Annotated in this window: 14 protein-coding genes; 6 read left to right on the forward strand and 8 right to left on the reverse strand. The window is 69.1% G+C overall.

The annotated features are described in order from the left end of the window. Positions 1–5 precede the first annotated feature (5 nt). The 6 genes from ACSFA5_RS27295 to ACSFA5_RS27320 are packed head-to-tail and all read right to left on the reverse strand — an operon-like array spanning position 6 to position 5,900. Positions 6–962 (reverse strand): phosphatidate cytidylyltransferase, encoded by a 957-nt coding sequence (locus ACSFA5_RS27295; protein WP_435447183.1) that lies wholly within the window; start codon positions 960–962, stop codon positions 6–8. Further along, entirely contained in the window at positions 959–1,669 is a 711-nt protein-coding gene (locus ACSFA5_RS27300) for a lysophospholipid acyltransferase family protein (protein WP_435447184.1), read from the reverse strand. Before ACSFA5_RS27300 ends, ACSFA5_RS27295 begins: the two co-directional genes overlap by 4 nt. Continuing rightward, a complete protein-coding gene (locus tag ACSFA5_RS27305) occupies positions 1,666–2,109 on the reverse strand; it encodes a hypothetical protein (RefSeq protein ID WP_435447185.1) in 444 nt (147 codons plus the stop codon). The genes ACSFA5_RS27300 and ACSFA5_RS27305 overlap by 4 nt, the downstream gene beginning before the upstream one ends. Next, positions 2,102–3,457, reverse strand: a complete 1,356-nt coding sequence (locus tag ACSFA5_RS27310; protein ID WP_435447186.1) for a phosphatase PAP2/dual specificity phosphatase family protein — start codon at positions 3,455–3,457, stop codon at positions 2,102–2,104. Before ACSFA5_RS27310 ends, ACSFA5_RS27305 begins: the two co-directional genes overlap by 8 nt. After that, positions 3,454–5,220 carry a bifunctional alpha/beta hydrolase/class I SAM-dependent methyltransferase gene (locus ACSFA5_RS27315; RefSeq protein ID WP_435447187.1) on the reverse strand — a complete coding sequence of 589 codons (1,767 nt, stop codon included), beginning with the start codon at positions 5,218–5,220 and terminating at the stop codon, positions 3,454–3,456. Before ACSFA5_RS27315 ends, ACSFA5_RS27310 begins: the two co-directional genes overlap by 4 nt. 47 nt (positions 5,221–5,267) lie before the next feature. Beyond that, positions 5,268–5,900: a CDP-alcohol phosphatidyltransferase family protein gene (locus ACSFA5_RS27320; protein ID WP_435447188.1), complete on the reverse strand. Its 633-nt coding sequence runs from the start codon at positions 5,898–5,900 to the stop codon at positions 5,268–5,270. 86 nt (positions 5,901–5,986) lie between these two features. On the opposite strand from ACSFA5_RS27320, the gene ruvB reads away from it, so the two are divergent. Continuing rightward, positions 5,987–7,051 (forward strand): Holliday junction branch migration DNA helicase RuvB, encoded by a 1,065-nt coding sequence (gene ruvB, locus ACSFA5_RS27325; protein ID WP_435447189.1) that lies wholly within the window; start codon positions 5,987–5,989, stop codon positions 7,049–7,051. 7 nt (positions 7,052–7,058) lie between these two features. Then, a complete protein-coding gene (gene dmeF, locus ACSFA5_RS27330; RefSeq protein WP_435447190.1) occupies positions 7,059–8,018 on the forward strand; it encodes a CDF family Co(II)/Ni(II) efflux transporter DmeF in 960 nt (319 codons plus the stop codon). Positions 8,019–8,066: 48 nt separating this feature from the next. Here the strand turns inward: dmeF and ACSFA5_RS27335 are convergent, their stop codons facing one another. Further along, the gene (locus ACSFA5_RS27335) at positions 8,067–9,803 is read right to left on the reverse strand and encodes a lysoplasmalogenase family protein (RefSeq protein WP_435447191.1); all 1,737 of its coding nucleotides are present in this window, start codon (positions 9,801–9,803) and stop codon (positions 8,067–8,069) included. A gap of 94 nt (positions 9,804–9,897) precedes the next feature. Between ACSFA5_RS27335 and ACSFA5_RS27340 the strand changes: the two genes are divergently transcribed. Beyond that, entirely contained in the window at positions 9,898–10,764 is an 867-nt protein-coding gene (locus ACSFA5_RS27340; RefSeq protein WP_435447192.1) for a UDP-2,3-diacylglucosamine diphosphatase, read from the forward strand. Between the two features lie 12 nt (positions 10,765–10,776). Here the strand turns inward: ACSFA5_RS27340 and ACSFA5_RS27345 are convergent, their stop codons facing one another. After that, positions 10,777–12,132, reverse strand: coding sequence for a hypothetical protein (locus ACSFA5_RS27345; RefSeq protein WP_435447193.1), 1,356 nt, complete (start codon positions 12,130–12,132; stop codon positions 10,777–10,779). Between the two features lie 201 nt (positions 12,133–12,333). Here ACSFA5_RS27345 and ACSFA5_RS27350 point away from each other — a divergent pair, with 201 nt between their 5' ends. From ACSFA5_RS27350 to ACSFA5_RS27360, 3 genes are all read left to right on the forward strand, one after another. After that, entirely contained in the window at positions 12,334–13,530 is a 1,197-nt protein-coding gene (locus ACSFA5_RS27350; RefSeq protein WP_435447194.1) for an acyl-CoA dehydrogenase family protein, read from the forward strand. A gap of 10 nt (positions 13,531–13,540) precedes the next feature. Then, positions 13,541–14,668 (forward strand): acyl-CoA dehydrogenase family protein, encoded by a 1,128-nt coding sequence (locus tag ACSFA5_RS27355; RefSeq protein WP_435447195.1) that lies wholly within the window; start codon positions 13,541–13,543, stop codon positions 14,666–14,668. A gap of 109 nt (positions 14,669–14,777) precedes the next feature. Beyond that, positions 14,778–15,890: a CaiB/BaiF CoA transferase family protein gene (locus ACSFA5_RS27360; protein WP_435447196.1), complete on the forward strand. Its 1,113-nt coding sequence runs from the start codon at positions 14,778–14,780 to the stop codon at positions 15,888–15,890. Positions 15,891–15,903: the final 13 nt, after the last annotated feature.

Below are 15,903 nucleotides of genomic sequence, written 5' to 3' on the forward strand. Positions count from 1 at the left end.
CTTGGCTACGGCACCCACCAGTAGCGCAGCGCGTGAAAGTAGATCGGCGCCGCGAAGATCACCGAGTCCAGCCGGTCGAGCATGCCGCCGTGGCCTTCGATCATCGAACCCCAGTCCTTCACGCCGCGGTCGCGCTTGATGGCCGACATCACGAGCCCGCCGAAGAAGCCCATCAGGCAGATGGTCAGCGCCATCAGCGCGGCCTGCCACGGGTTGAAAGGCGTGGCCCAGTAGAGCGCGGCGCCCAGCGCGGTGGCGCTCGCCACGCCGCCGATCAGGCCTTCCCAGGTCTTGGAGGGCGACAGCTCGGGCGCCACCTTGCGCTTGCCGAAGAGCTTGCCCCACACGTACTGCAGCACGTCGCTGCCCTGCACCACGATGACGAGGAACGCGATCAGCAGCAGGTTGCGGCCTTCGAAGCCCGGAATCTGCAGCGTGAGCAGCGCGGGCACGTGGCTGATGCAGAACACGCACACCATCAGGCCCCACTGGATCTTGGAGGTGCGCTCCAGAAAGCGCTGCGTGTCGCCGCCCACGGCCGCCAGGATGGGCAGGATCAGGAAGGCGTACACCGGGATGTAGATCGAGTACAGGCCGTACCAGTCGATCCAGATCAGGAAGTACTGCCCCGGCAGCGCCACGAAGAAGGCCAGCGCAATCGCCCCGTGGTCGCCGCGCCGCGTGTAGGCCAGGCTGATGAACTCGCGCAGCGCGTAGAAAGAAATCAGATAGAACAGCACGATCACGCCGCCCTTGCCGAAGGCGAAGGCCAGGCCGATGACCGCCACCATCACCCACCACGCGTTGACGCGCGAGTTGAGGTTGTCGATGACCGAGTGCGGCTGGCCGTGCGCCACGCGCCACTTCAGCACCGCGCCGATGGCCGAGGCCAGCACCAGCACGCCGAAGACGCCGCCGAAGAGCTCGAGCGTGGTCAGCGCGAAGGGAGAGAGGTCGATCATGCGGCGGTCCCTCCGTTCTGCTCGGTGCGGTCGTATTCGGGCCGCATGTCGAGCATGGCGGCGCGCGCGCGGGCCAGGAACGACACCTTGTCTTCGCCCTCGGCCAGCGTGATCGGCGCGCCGAAGCGCACCGTGCAGGCCAGCGGAATCGGCACCAGCACGCCCTTGGGCAGCACGCGCTTGAGGTTCTCGATCCATACCGGCACCAGCCGCACCTGGGGGCAGGCGCGCGCCAGGTGAAAGAGCCCGCTCTTCAGCGGCAGCAGGATGTCGTCGCCCGTGTTGCGCGTGCCCTCGGGAAACATGATGAGCGAGTCGCCGCCCTCCAGCGCCTCCTTCATCTGGTCGACCGGGTTGCCGCCCTGGCCCGAACCGTCGCGCCGGATCATCAGCGCGTTGAACACGTCGCGGCCGATGAAGTTGCGCAGCTTCGAGGCCTCCCAGTAGTCCTGCCCCGCGACCGGCCGCGTGAGCGCACGCAGGTCGGGCGGCAGCGTGGCCCACAGCAGCACGAAGTCGCCGTGGCTGGTGTGGTTGGCGAAGTACAGCGTCTGCTCGGCTTTGGGGCTCGTGCCCGACCAGATGGCGCGCACGCCGGTCAGCAGTCCGGCCGCGCCGATGATGAGCTTGCCCGCCACGATGGCGAGCCCGCGCCGCAGCACGGTGCTGTGCGGCTTGTCGTTGTTCTTGTTGTCGTCGTCGGTCACGAGAGGTCCTGTGTCATCAAGGCGAGGAGAAACATGGCGCTCTGGCAGGCGACCACGATGGCGTGGCGCTGCAGGAGCTGGCGGGTGCCCTGCACGCGGTCGTCGAGCGGTCGCGTGGCTTGCTGCTGGGGTGCCGGTTCGCGCAGCCCCAGCGAAGAAAGCGCCGTGTCGAGCGCGTCCAGCGACGTGACGGTGCTGCGCGCGAGCCCGTCGAACAGCGCCTCGTCGAAGCGCAGGCGGAAGGCGAAGTAGCGCTCCAGCGCACCCAGCACGACGACCGCGCCGAATGCCATGGCCGAGGTGCTCGACAGCGAGCGCAAGGTCAGCGCGAGCACCAGCGCCGCGATGCACGTGAGCGCGAAGCCCCACAGGGCCAGCACCGCCGCGGCGCGCAGCAGGCTGTGCAGTGCGGCGCAGGTGGTGCGTTCGGTGTCAGTCATGGCGCGGTACCTCCGGCAGTTTCGAAAGAGGCTCCATCGGCGCCAGCGCAGCCGGCCATGCGCCGCGCAGCACGATCTGCGGCCTCACGCGCCGAACGGCGGCTTCGGCTTGCACGACATCGCCGACCGCGCCGTAGCGGCCCAGCCAGGCGATCACCGCCGCCGCGCTGCGCGAGAAGCCGAGCGCGCAGCACACCCACACCGGCGCGCCGTCGGCGTTGCGCCGCTGGCCCTCGATGACGGCCGCCGCGCGCTGCAGCCGCACCGTCGGCGGCACCGCCAGGTCGAGCAGCGGCACGCAGCGCGCCTGCGGCACGCCGGCCGGCAATTGCAGTTCGGCGCACAGGCTCACCAGCCGGGGCCGGCCGGCGGCCAGCCATTCGGCGCGGGTCGGCCGGCGGCCCAGCCGCAGGCCGGGCACCACCTCGACCGAGGCCGGCAGCTTGCGCGTCCACAGCCAGGCGTTGACGGCCGCGCCGAGCCGGTAGGGCGCGAACAGCCAGCGCGCCGCCCAGCCCATGCGGCCGTGACGGTTCATCTGGAAGCCGCGCGCGCCGAAACCGATGTAGTTGAGCGCCACCAGCGCGAGCGATGCGGCTGGCCAGCACAGCCACAGCGCGATGCCGCCGCCGTACAGCGCGCCCGCCAGGCACAGCGCCGCGCCCGCCGCATAGAACCCGGCCAGCTTCCAGCGCCGGGCGTCGTGCGTGCGCTGCCAGGCGCGCGGCATCGACACCACGCGCTCCAGCGGCCACAGCCACACGCAGAACAGGCCGAGCAGCGCGCCGGTCGGAATGTCGATGAAGTGGTGCTGCCACGTCGTGAGCACCGACGCGCAGATCGCGAAGGCCCACACATGCAGCACCAGCCGCGCCCACAGCGGCCGGATGAACTGCCGGTACCAGTCCCACAGGATCACGGCCAGCGCGATGTGCAGCGAGGGCGCCTGGTTGAACGGCTGGTCGAAGCCGCGCAGCGCGTTGAACAAAAAGGCCGGCGCGCCCTCGACCGGCGGCTGCCCGAAGCTGAAGTGCAGCGGCCACGCGATGAAGCAGGTGCAGGCCACGAGCGTGGCCGTGACCAGCCGCAGCGCATGCCGGTCGAGCGTGTGCCGGCTGCGCGCCAGGAACAGCGACAGTGCGTAGAAGACGTTGATGGTCCAGTACGGAAAGATGGTCCACGGCCAGAACGGTATCTGCCGCTCCCAGTCGAAGGCCATCGACGGCACGTTCGCGCGTGTGGTGGCCCACCAGTTGGCGAAGCCATAGGTTGCGTAGAACAGCGGCCCGAGAAACACCAGCCATGCGGCGGCGCGTTTCCAGGGGCGCTGCCTGAACCACGCTTTCATCTGCCCGTGCGCACCGCCAGCGATACCGTGAAGATGCCCCACTCGTCGACCCGCTGGTCGATCTTGCGGAAGCCCGCTTCTTCCACCAGCTGGTCCATCTCGACCTGGGTGCGGCGGCGCATGACCCAGGCCTCGCCCTGGCGGTGGCTGGTGAGGGCGCGCGCGATCATTTCGAGCTGCGGATGCCACGGCTGCCCGGTGTAGACGAGGTAGCCCCCGTCTTCCACCGCGTCGCCCACGCCCGCGAGCGAGCGGCGCACCATCTCGTTGTCGGGGAACAGCTCGTACAGGCCCGACACCACGGCCAGCGTGGGCCGCGGCATGACGCTGGCCAGGTTGATGCGGTCGAAGGCGTCGGCCTGCACGAACTGCGCGATGTCTTCCAGGCCCTTCTCGGCGATGAGCGCGCGGCCGTCGCGCACATTGATGTCGCTGTAGTCGCGCAGCAGGATCGAGGCGGCCTTCACCGGGCTGGCCAGCACCGCGTCGAGCACGTAGCGGCCGTGGCCGGCGGCGATGTCCATCACGCGCACCTCACGGTGCATTTCGGCCAGGCGTTCCATGGCGATGCGCAGCAGCTCCTCGACATGGACCTTGCGCTGGCGAATGCCGCGCCAGCCGATGGAGTTCAGGTAGGTGTTGTCGATGGAGCGGCCGATGGCCGAGCTGCCCTTGGGCTGGTTGCGGTACACGTAGTCGAGCGTGCTGCCCGAGTCGAAGCCGGTGTCATGCCCCAGCTTGATGCCGTCCGACATCGTGCCGCCCAGCTTCAGGCTGGCGCGCGTCACGGCCCAGTAGGCGCCGCGCGGCGACAGGGGCGACAGCGGCTCGGCCAGCGCGCGCGACTCGTCGGCCGTGTCGCCGCTCAGGTGCGCCTCGCGGCGGTCGACCGGCACGGCCGGTTCGTCGAAACGCTGCAGGATGAACTCGCGGATCTGCGCCACGGCGGGCGCGCGGTCTTTTTCGCCGAGCGTGTCGTGGAAGAAGCCCGGCAGCTCGGTTTTTGTCTTCACCGCGCTGCCCAGGCGCTCGAAGAACCGGTGCTGCGGCTTGTGGTGCACCACCCAGTCGGCACCCGAAATGAGCAGCTGCACCGGCAGCGTGATGGCGTTGGCGTCGGCCACCACGCGGTCGGCCGCCTCGTACAGGCCCAGCAGGATGTTGACCGCGATGGGGCGCGAGATGAGCGGGTCGCTCTCGTAGCTGGCGATGCGCGCGGGGTCGTGCGTGAGGAACTTCGCCTTCACGTAGCTGTTGACGAAGAACAGGCCGCGCAGCTTGTGCATCAACCCGAGCCCGGCGCGCGCGAACGGCACGTACAGCTTCACCTTGAAGGCCGGCGAGGCCAGCGTGAGGCCGCGCACCTTGGGCGCGTAGTCGTGCGCCCAGGTCGCGATCAGCACCGCGCCCACGCTCTGCGCGACCACGTGCATGTCTTGTTCGGGCACGCCGTGCGCGGTGGCGATGTGCTGCACGAAGGTCTGCACGTCGCGCACCGAGGTACCGAAGCTCGGGCTGTGGCCGCGCTGCCCGGGCGAGCGGCCGTGGCCGCGGGCGTCCCAGGCGTAGAAGTCGAAGTCGGGCAGGTTCAGCTCGTCGACCAGGTGCGCCATGCGCGCGCCGTGCTCGTGGCCGCGGTGGAACAGCAGCACGGCGCCGCGGCGCGTGGCGCCGGTGGCGGGCCAGCGCCGGTAGAACAGCGATTCGCCGTCGTGTGTCTGGAACTGACGTTCTTCGGGAACGCGTGAAGTGATGTCGGTCATTGAATCCCTGTGAGTTTTTTTATTGGTTTGTGCCGGATGGCGTCGGGTCAGCGCGGCGCGGCCGGCGTGGCTTCGGCTTCCGCCAGCGCCCGGCGGATGCGGTTGACGACGGTCCAGGCCACCAGCACGGCCAGCAGCGGCATCAGCCAGGCGGTCCAGCCCGGCAGCGGCCAGCCCAGCGCCACATAGAGGCCGAGCGCGCCGAACACGAAGGCCCGGTCGCTCTTGCCCAGCGGGCCGTCGTAGCGGCGCGAGGCGCCCACCGTCGGGCCCAGCGCGCCGGCGAATTCGCTCAGGCCCGCCAGCACGATCACCGTGCCGACCCAGAAGCCGCCGAACGGCGCCACCAGCGCGAAGGGCAGGTACAGCGAGGCGTCGGAGACCACGTCGGTCAGTTCGTTGAGGAAGGCGCCCAGCTTGCTCTGCTGATGGTGCTCGCGCGCCAGCATGCCGTCGATGGCGTTGAAGGCCATGCGCAGGAACATCCACAAGGGAATGAGCGCGAAGGCGGCCGGAGATGAAAAGGAGGGTGCCGCGAAGAAGAGCCAGAGCCCGAGCGCGACCGACACGACGCATGCCGCCATCGTCACCTGGTTGGCGGTGACGCCCATCGCATGCAGGCGGACCACCATCGGGCGCAGCAGGGCCTGGAAACGCGGCTTCACTTCGTAGATCGACACGTGCTGGCTTCCCCTCGTTTGTTATATGGCCGGAGCATTCTGCCAGTGTGGCAGGCACTAAACTCGTAGTCGAAGAACCCCTCTCAATGACCATCCAGACCGACGATTTCGCGCCCGCCCCCCAACGTGTGGTGTCCGCCGCGCCCGCCTCGCCCAATGAAGAGGCGATCGAGCGGGCCTTGCGTCCCAAGCTGCTCGACGAATACGTCGGCCAGGCCAAGGTGCGCGAGCAGCTCGAGATCTTCATCGGCGCGGCGCGCAAGCGCAAGGAAGCCCTCGACCACGTGCTGCTGTTCGGCCCGCCCGGCCTGGGCAAGACCACGCTGTCGCACATCATCGCGGCCGAACTGGGCGTGAACCTGCGCCAGACCTCCGGCCCGGTGCTGGAGAAGCCCAAGGACCTGGCGGCGCTCTTGACCAACCTGGAGCCCAACGACGTGCTCTTCATCGACGAGATCCACCGGCTGAGCCCGGTCGTCGAAGAAATCTTGTACCCCGCGCTGGAGGACTACCAGATCGACATCATGATCGGCGAGGGCCCCGCGGCGCGCAGCATCAAGCTCGACCTGCAGCCCTTCACGCTGGTGGGCGCCACCACCCGCGCCGGCATGCTGACCAACCCGCTGCGCGACCGCTTCGGCATCGTGGCGCGGCTGGAGTTCTACACGCCCGAAGAGCTCGCGCTCATCGTCACCCGCAGCGCGCGCCTGCTCAAGGTGGAAACCGACGCCACCGGCGGCTTCGAGATTGCCCGGCGTTCGCGCGGCACGCCCCGCATCGCCAACCGGCTGCTGCGCCGCGTGCGCGACTACGCCGAAGTGAAGGGCGACGGCCGCATCACCGAAGACATCGCGCACAAGGCGCTGGCCATGCTGGACGTCGATCCGCAGGGCTTCGACCTGATGGACCGCAAGCTGCTCGAGGCCGTGATCCACCGCTTCGACGGCGGCCCGGTGGGCCTGGACAACGTGGCCGCCAGCATCGGCGAGGAGCGCGACACCATCGAGGACGTGATCGAGCCCTACCTCATTCAACAGGGCTACCTGCAGCGCACCCCGCGCGGTCGCATCGCCACGCTGGCGGCATACCGCCACCTGGGCGTGACGCCGCCGTCGAGCCGCGCCGAGGGGCAGGATCTTTTCGGAGTCTGAACAAACCATGCACACCCATGACCTGAGCGACTGGAAGCACGAGCACCACTTCGGCGCCGACACCGCCTCCGCCGAACGCAGCACGCGCCTGGTGATGTGGATCACCGCCGTGATGATGGTGATCGAAATCGGCGCGGGCTGGTGGTTCAACTCGATGGCGCTGCTGGCCGACGGCTGGCACATGAGTTCGCACGCGCTGGCCATCGGCCTGAGCGCCTTCGCCTATGCCGCCGCGCGGCGCTACGCACGCGACCCGCGCTTCGCCTTCGGCACCTGGAAGATCGAGGTGCTGGGCGGCTTTGCCAGTGCGCTGGTGCTGCTGGGCATCGCGGCGCTGATGGTGGTGGGCTCGCTGGAGCGGCTGTGGTCGCCCTCGGCCATCCATTACCCCGAGGCGATTTCGGTCGCGGTGCTGGGGCTCGTGGTGAACCTGGTCTGCGCGCGGCTGCTGGGCGGGGCGCATCACCACCCCCACGGGCATGACCACGACCATGGCCACGATCACGCCCACGGGCACGACGACCACGGGCACGACCTGAACCTGCGCTCCGCCTACATCCACGTCGTGGCCGATGCCGCCACCTCGGTGCTGGCCATCGCGGCGTTGCTGGGCGGCTGGTTCTACGGCTGGGCCTGGCTCGACCCGGCGATGGGCATCGTCGGCGCGGTGCTGGTGGCGGTGTGGGCCAAGGGGCTGCTGAAGGAAACGGGCAAGGTGCTGCTGGACCGCGAGATGGACCACCCCGTCACCGAAGAAATTCGCGAAGGCGTCGAGACGATGCTGGCGGCGTCGGAAACCCGCGTGGCCGACCTGCACGTGTGGCGCGTGGGGCGCGGCGCCTACGCCTGCGCGCTGACGGTGGTGACGCACTCGCTCACGCTGACGGCGGACGAGGTGCGGGCGTGCTTCTCGATGCACGAGGAAATCCGCCACTCGACGGTCGAGATCCAGCGCTGCGTCGATTAGGTCTTGGTTTTTGCTCCTTCCTCCTTTGGGGGAGGGAGCAAAGCAAAGTCAGGCGGCCGGACGCGCGTGCCGCACGATCAGTATCTGCGCCGCGTAATACGTCCCCAGCACCCACAGCGGCGCCAGCGGCAGCGGTGACACGAACCGATTCGTCGCCAGCAGCGCATCGCTCAGCATGAAGAAACACGCGCCCACCGCCACCCAGCGGGAGGGCGCATCGCGCAGCACCGCCGCGCGCCCGACGGCCTGCGCCGCCATGCAGGCGATCACCAGCACATACACCCCGACCGGCATCCGCAAGGCTGCGGGCAGCCCGCCCTGCCAGAGAAACGCGTACATCCCGGCGCCGATCAGCAGCGTCGCCGCCAGCACCCTGCGCCGCGGCAACGTGCCCACGCCGATGCGGAACAGCGCGATGTAGGCCAGGTGCGCCAGCAGGAAGCACACCAGCCCCGGCACGAACAGCTTCGCTGGACCCATCAGCAGCACGTCGCCCGCCAGCGAGCCGGCCAGCCCCGCCAGCAGCAGGCCGTCGAACGTCTTCACTCCACCGCTCGCCTTCGCCCGCCGCGCGGCGAAGAAGATGGCGATGGCCAGCGCCAGCGGCTTGCAGACGTGATGCAGCCCTTCGATGCCCAGCGCCGCACTCGCCGTGGCCAGCACGGCCGCCTCGACCAGCAGCACCTCGGTGACCGACATGCGCCCCTGCAACACCGCGCCGATGGCCCACAGGCTGGCTGTCAGCGCAGCCAGCCACACAGCAGCCTGAGGGAGTGGAACGGCATCGGAAAACCACAGGAACACCGCGACGCCCGCCAGCAACAGCACGAACTGCCCGCCGGCAAACCACTGCACGCCCCGGCTCACCTGGGGTTCGTAGCGCGTCACCTGCGCGATGTCGAAGGCCGGCTTCGGAAACCGCGCCGCCACGTCCGCCGGCCGCCAGCCGGGCGGCTTGAACCACACGCGCAGCTTGTCACCCCAGTTGCGCGCATGCCATGAATCCTTCGCCAGCGCCCAGTACACCTCGGCGTTGGCCCACAGCGGGTCCCAGCTGCGCAGCGCACCGCGCGTGCCGTACACACAGCGCTCGTCTTCCTCGCGAAAGGTGCCGAACAGCCGGTCCCACACGATCAGCACGCCGCCATAGTTGCGGTCGAGGTAGCTGTCGTTCACCGCGTGATGCACCCTGTGGTTCGACGGCGAGCAGAACCAGCGGTCGAACCAGCCCAGCTTGCCCACCTGCTCGGTGTGCACCCAGAACTGGTAGAGCAGGTCGATGAGCGCCACCACGCCGAAGACCAGCGGCGGCACGCCCGCCACCGCCATCGGCAGGTAGAAGAGCCAGCCGAACAGCGCGCCGCTCGACGTTTGCCGCAGCGCCGTCGACAGGTTGTAGTGCTGGCTCTGGTGGTGCACCACGTGCGCCGCCCACAGCACCGCCGACTCGTGCCCCATGCGGTGCAGCCAGTAGTAGCAGAAGTCGTAGAACACCAGCGCCAGCAGCCAGCCGTACCAGGTGGTCCAGAAGTCGCGCGCCGCCTCCTGCGGAAACAGCGCCACCGCCGCATACACCGCCGTGTAGATGCCGATGCGCAGCAGCCCCGTGAGCACCGCGCTGATCTGGCTGAGCATGCCCAGGCCGATGCTGTTGACCGCGTCGGCCAGGCGGTAGGTGTTCTGCCCGGTGCCGCGCCGCGCTCGCACGCGCCCCACCGCGAACTCGATCGCGATGAGAAGAAAGAACACGGGCGTTGCAAGAACGATGATCTGGCCGGGACGCATCGCGGCATTGTGGCGTTGCCCGCCGGCCACGCGTCACCGGGATGTCACGGGTATGCCATTGCGCCGTCATGCGTCAGTGGGAGCCTACTGGTCCATGCAACGCGACGACGCTTTCCTTCGCGCATGGCGCGACACCGCGACCCGGGCCCTCGATCCCGAGGACGATGATCCGGCACGCGAGCCGCTGCGGTTCCGCACGCTGTGGATCTCCGACCTGCACCTGGGCACGCCCGGCTGCCAGGCGCGGGCCGTGCTCGACTTCTTGAAGCACACCGAGTGCGAGACCCTGTTCCTGGTCGGCGACATCATCGACGGCTGGCAGCTCAAGCGGCACTGGTACTGGCCGCAGGCGCACAACGACGTGATCCAGAAGCTGCTGCGCAAGGCGCGCAAGGGCACGCGCGTGATCTTCATTCCGGGCAACCACGACGAGTTCGCCCGCAAGTACCTGCACCACAACTTCGGCGGCATCGACGTGGCCGACGAGTGGATCCACGAAACGGCCGACGGCCGCAAGCTGTGGATCATCCACGGCGACCTGTTCGACGGCGTCATTCAATGCGCCAAGTGGCTGGCCTATGTGGGCGACTCGCTCTACGAGTTCACGCTCAAGCTCAACCGCCACCTCAACTCGCTGCGCGCGCGCATGGGGCTGCCGTACTGGTCGCTGTCGAAGTACCTCAAGGGCAAGGTCAAGCGCGCCGTGAGCTACGTGGGCGACTTCGAGGCCGCGGTGGCACGCGAGGCCCGCAACCGCGGCGCGCAGGGCGTGGTGTGCGGCCACATCCACCACGCCGAGATGCGCGACATCGACGGCATTCTTTACTGCAACGACGGCGACTGGGTGGAAAGCCTGACGGCGCTGGCCGAGCATGCGGACGGCACGCTGGAAATCATCGACTGGGCGCAGCACATGCCGGTGGCGGCGAAGGCGGTGCCGCGGGAAGCTGTCGCGGCCTGAGCCGGCCTGGCGCTAGCTCTTGTTGCGAAACAGGCCGAGCGCGCTGGTGCAACCCGGCGCTTGGTCCATGTTCGGAATTGCATCCTGCGTTCCTTTGTATACGGCCCAAAGCACCGCCTGCGCGTCGAAGGCGCTCAGGTCCAGGCGCGTGACTTCGTTGATGACACTGTTGCAGAAGCTGTTCAGCGCCGCCTGGCGCTCCGAACCAGTTTTCGTCGAGAGCGCTACCAGTGACGTCTTGTACCAGGAGCGGCTCCCAAGGTAGGTCTCTATGCTGGAGATGTCGGGGTTGGACGGCACCAATCTGTAGTTGAGAATCTCTCCCATCGTCACCTCTTTGACAACTTCATTTTTCGCTGCGTTCATGTCTGCCGCACAGCGCGGCTGGACCGCGCTGCCGCACACGCGCCAATCCGCAAATATCGAGGGGCGTGGGTTCTCGAAAGTGATTCGCCAATTGCCGACTCGGACGGCGTTGGCGTAGTCGTCTTCGTTTTCAGGCAGGTTGAAGCGAACCAGCACCCCGGAAGACGCGATGCTCGCGACATCCTTGGGCCGCCACAGCCGCAGGTCGCGGTCGGTCCAATGTTCCTCGGTGATCGAGTTCGAGAACAGCTGGGAGATCGCGCTGTCGAGTGCCCTGGCTTCGTTCCTGGCGCTGTCTGCAGTCAAGCGCGTCATGACCAGTGGCGGATTGGCCAGCGCCTTTGAGATCTGCACTGCAACGCCCAAGGCGGCGGCAGCGCCGCGCGAAGCGTAGGTGTTGTCCACCTTCACCTGAAAATGGATCTGGGGAACAGACGCGCTACCGTCGCGCTTGACCAGGAAGAGCGGGAAGTTCAAGGCATCGTGATAGACCTTGCGGGTCCATTTTTCGCCGCTCGAGTTGCTCTGGTGGCCGATGGTGAGCAAAGGAATCACTTGGTCGAAAGAGCCGACCTTCACCGCCGCGGAAAAGTTGGCGGAAAACTCCTTGCCGACCAGAGCACGCACCGGCCAAGGGCGCGATTTGTAGCCAAGGGGCCGCGCTCCCGGCGCCTGTGTCAGGTTGTCCGAGGCGTCCGCGGTTGCGTTCGCCAGGACTTCGCTGCGAATGACAAGCCGCGTGTAGGCGCCCGCAAAATCCTTGCCGGCGCCTTTCGACTCGTCCCATTCGTCGCTGTAGGCAGACAGTGGGGTGACATCCAGGTAGGCGAGCTTGTTGCGATCCGGCTCTGAGCCGGGATCTTTGCCAGTCACCGCCACAGGAGCGACTCCGCCAGTGCCCGCGAAGGATTGGTAGCCAGGGGACATGCCCGTGCACGCGGGCAAAAGAACCACCATCGCCGATAGAAGGCCGATCCGGCCCGCCGAGCTTTTCATGTTCACGATCCCACCTCCAAGTCGTTGGAGCGCGACGGTAGAGGAATCGGCCTCGCTGTGCCCCCCATAAACAAGCGATGCGCGCAGGTTGGTACGTACCGGAGGGCGCGTCTTGGTGTCTTCGTCCGATCCGACGATGCCGCAAGCACGTTCCGGCGGCACACTGGTCGCCGGATTTCAACTGCGGACAACGGAGACCTCAACACCATGGCCTGGGCACTCACGGCGGCGGAGACCGCATTCCGCGACGAGGTTCGCGACTTCCTGGCGCGTGAACTCACGCCCGAACTGCGCGCCGCGGGCAGGCGCTGCTCGGGCATCTTCACCGACCACGAATTCGGCAACCGCTGGCACCGCATCCTCGCCACGCGCGGCTGGAGCGTGCCGAACTGGCCGGTGGCGCACGGCGGCACCGGCTGGACGCCGATGCAGCACTACCTCTTCGCCAGCGAACTGGCCGCCGCCGACGCACCGCCCCGCGCGCCCATGGGCCCCGGCATGGTCGCGCCGGTGATCATCGCCTTCGGCACCGAGGCGCAGAAGCGCGCCTGGCTGCCCGGCATCCGCTCGGGCGAGGACTACTGGTGCCAGGGCTACTCGGAGCCGCAGTCGGGCTCCGACCTGGCCTCGCTGCAGTGCAAGGCCGTGCGCGACGGTGAACACTACGTGCTGAACGGCACCAAGATCTGGACCACCCACGCGCAGTACGCCAACAAGATGTTCTGCCTGGTGCGCACCACCTCGGGCGGCAAGCCGCAGCAGGGCATCAGCTTCCTGTGCTTCGACCTGCCGGCGCCTGGCGTCACCATCCGTCCGATCATCAGCATCTCGGGCGACCACGAGCTCAACCAGGTGTTCTTCGACGACGTGCGCGTGCCGGCCGAAGGGCTCATCGGCGAAGAGAACCAGGGCTGGACCATCGCCAAGTACCTGCTGCAGCACGAGCGCGGCGGGGCCTGGGCGCCCATGCTGCGTGCGCGCCTGCGCCGGCTGGAGGCAGCGGCCGATGCGGCCTTCGGCGCGGCGGCACACGACGCACACGAGGCCCACGACATGGCGCTGCGCCTGGCCGACGCGGCCTGCGCCATCGACGCCATCGAGGCGACCGAGCTGCAATCGCTGCGCGCGCAGGCCCGCGGCGAGGCGCCGGGCATTCGCCCCTCCATGGGCAAGGTGCTGGGCTCCGAGCTGCGCCAGCGCCTGACCGAGCTCGGCGTGGAAATCGCCGCGCACTACGCCGCCGCCGACCTGCCACTGGACGACAGCCTGCGGGGCGAGCTGGCGATTCCCGAAGAGGCCGTGTTCTCCATGTCGGCGTACCTGAACGACCGCGCTGCATCCATCTATGCGGGCTCCAACGAGGTGCAGCGCAACATCATCGCCAGCAGCCTGCTGGCGAACTGAGATTTCAGCCATGAACATCCTCACCGAACAGGACGACACCCTCGCGATGCTGCGCGACAGCCTCGCGCGTTACCTCGACGACCGCCACGGCTTCGAGCAACGGCTGCATGCGCTGCGCCACGCCGAGCACGCACCGCCGCCGTTCTGGCAAGGCCTGGCGCGAGAGCTCGACCTGCTGGGCGCCGCATTGCCCGAAGCGCACGGCGGTCTCGGCGGCGGCATGCCGGCGCACCTGGCCCTGATGGAAACGCTGGGCGGCGCGCTCGCGGCCGAGCCCTACCTGTCGACCATGGTGATCGGCGCGGGCCTGCTGCAGCGCCACCCCGGCGCGCAGGCCGATGCGCTGCTCGCGCGCATCGTCGCCGGCCAGGCCGTGCTGGCCTTCGCGCACAGCGAGCCGCAAAGCCGGCACGACCGCGCCGATGTGCAGGCCGAACTCGCGCGAGAGGGCGATGGCTTCGTCCTGACCGGCCGCAAGTCCGTGGTGCATGCCGCGCCGTGGGCCAGCCACCTGGTCGTGAGCGCGCGCAGCGGCGCCGGCCTGTCGCTGCTCGTGGTGCCCAGCGGCACGCCCGGCGTGCGCCTGCGCGCCTACCCCACCCGCGACGGCGGCCGCGCCGCCGACATCGCCTTCGAGCGCGTGCGCCTGCCCGTGGACGCCCTGCTGGGCGACGAGGGCGGCGCGCTGCCGCAGATCGAGCAGGCCCACGACGAGGCCACGCTCGCCATCTGCGCCGAGGCCATCGGCGTCATGCGCCGCCTGATGCGCGACACGCTGGCCTACGTGCGCCAGCGCAAGCAGTTCGGCGTGCCGATCTCCAGCTTCCAGGTGCTGCAGCACCGCCTGGCCGACATGCACATGGCGCTGGAGCTGGCCGCCGCGCTCACCGCCAGCGTGGGCGAGGGGGTCGATGCCGCATCGCCGGTCGAGCGCGCGCGCGCTGTCTCGTCCGCCAAGGTGGCCGTCGCCAAGGCCTGCAAGGCCGTGGGGCAGGGTGCGGTGCAACTGCACGGCGGCATGGGCATGACCGAGGAACTGGCGGTGGGCCACTATGTGCGCCGTGCGACGCTCATCGAAGGCCAGTTCGGCTCCGCTGCCTGGCACCTGCGCCGCGTGGCGCAGCTTCGCACGGCCTGAGCGGCCCCCGGGCCCGCGCATTCGTCGCTTTCGACGATGCACCCCCGGCGCCCGCGCGCCAAGATGCCTCCCTACAGTGGCCGCCGTTGCGGTGCCCAAGGAGACACACATGCCAGGTCCGTTGCAGGGGTTGCGGGTGATCGAGATGGCGGGCATCGGCCCCGGGCCGTTCTGCGCGATGCTGTTCGCCGACATGGGCGCGGACGTCATTCGCATCGAGCGCCCCGGCACGCCGCCTGACGCGCACGACATCCTGGCGCGCGGGCGCAGCACGCTGCAGGTCGACCTGCGCGCGCAGGGCGCCTCGGCCTCGGTGCTGGACGCCATCGAGAAGGCCGACGTGCTGATCGAGGGCTTTCGGCCCGGCGTCATGGAGCGCCTGGGCCTGGGCCCCGCTCCGTGCCATGCGCGCAACCCGCGCCTGGTGTACGGCCGCATGACCGGCTGGGGCCAGCATGGGCCGCTGGCGCACGCCGCGGGCCACGACATCAACTACATCGCGCTGAGCGGCGCGCTGCACGCCATCGGCCGCGCGGGCGAGCCACCGGTGCCGCCGCTGAACTACGTGGGCGACTTCGGCGGCGGCGCGATGCTGCTGGCCTTCGGCATCCTGGCCGCGCTGCACGAGGCGAAGCAGTCGGGCCAGGGCCAGGTGATCGACGCCGCCATGACCGACGGCGCGGCGCTGCAGTCGGCCATGATGTACAGCCTGAAGTCGGCCGGCAGGTGGAGCAACCAGCGCGGCGAGAACATGCTCGACGGCGGCGCGCACTTCTACGACACCTATGCCTGCGCCGACGGCAAGTACGTGGCCGTGGGCGCCATCGAGCCGCAGTTCTACGCGCTCCTGCGCGAGCGCTGCGGCATCGCCGACGACCCCGCTTTCGACGCCCAGATGGACGCGGACCGCTGGCCGGTGCTCAAGCTGCGCATGGCCGACGTGTTCCGCACCCGCACGCGCGACGAATGGTGCGTGCTGCTCGAAGGCAGCGATGCCTGCTTCGCGCCCGTGCTCGACTGGGACGAGGCCCCCGCGCACCCGCACAACGTGGCGCGCGGCACCTTCGCCACCGTGGGCGGCGTGGTGCAGCCCGCGCCCGCGCCGCGCTTCAGCCGCACCGCGCCCGTGGTGCCGCCGGCCACGGCAAGCGACGACGGCCCCACCATGCTGCGCCGCTGGGGCGTGGCGGCGCACGCCGTGGCGCCGCTGGGCGCTGCCTGAACCACGACAAAGA

The sequence above is a fragment of the Variovorax monticola genome, assembly GCF_051216855.1.
Lineage (GTDB): Bacteria > Pseudomonadota > Gammaproteobacteria > Burkholderiales > Burkholderiaceae_C > Variovorax.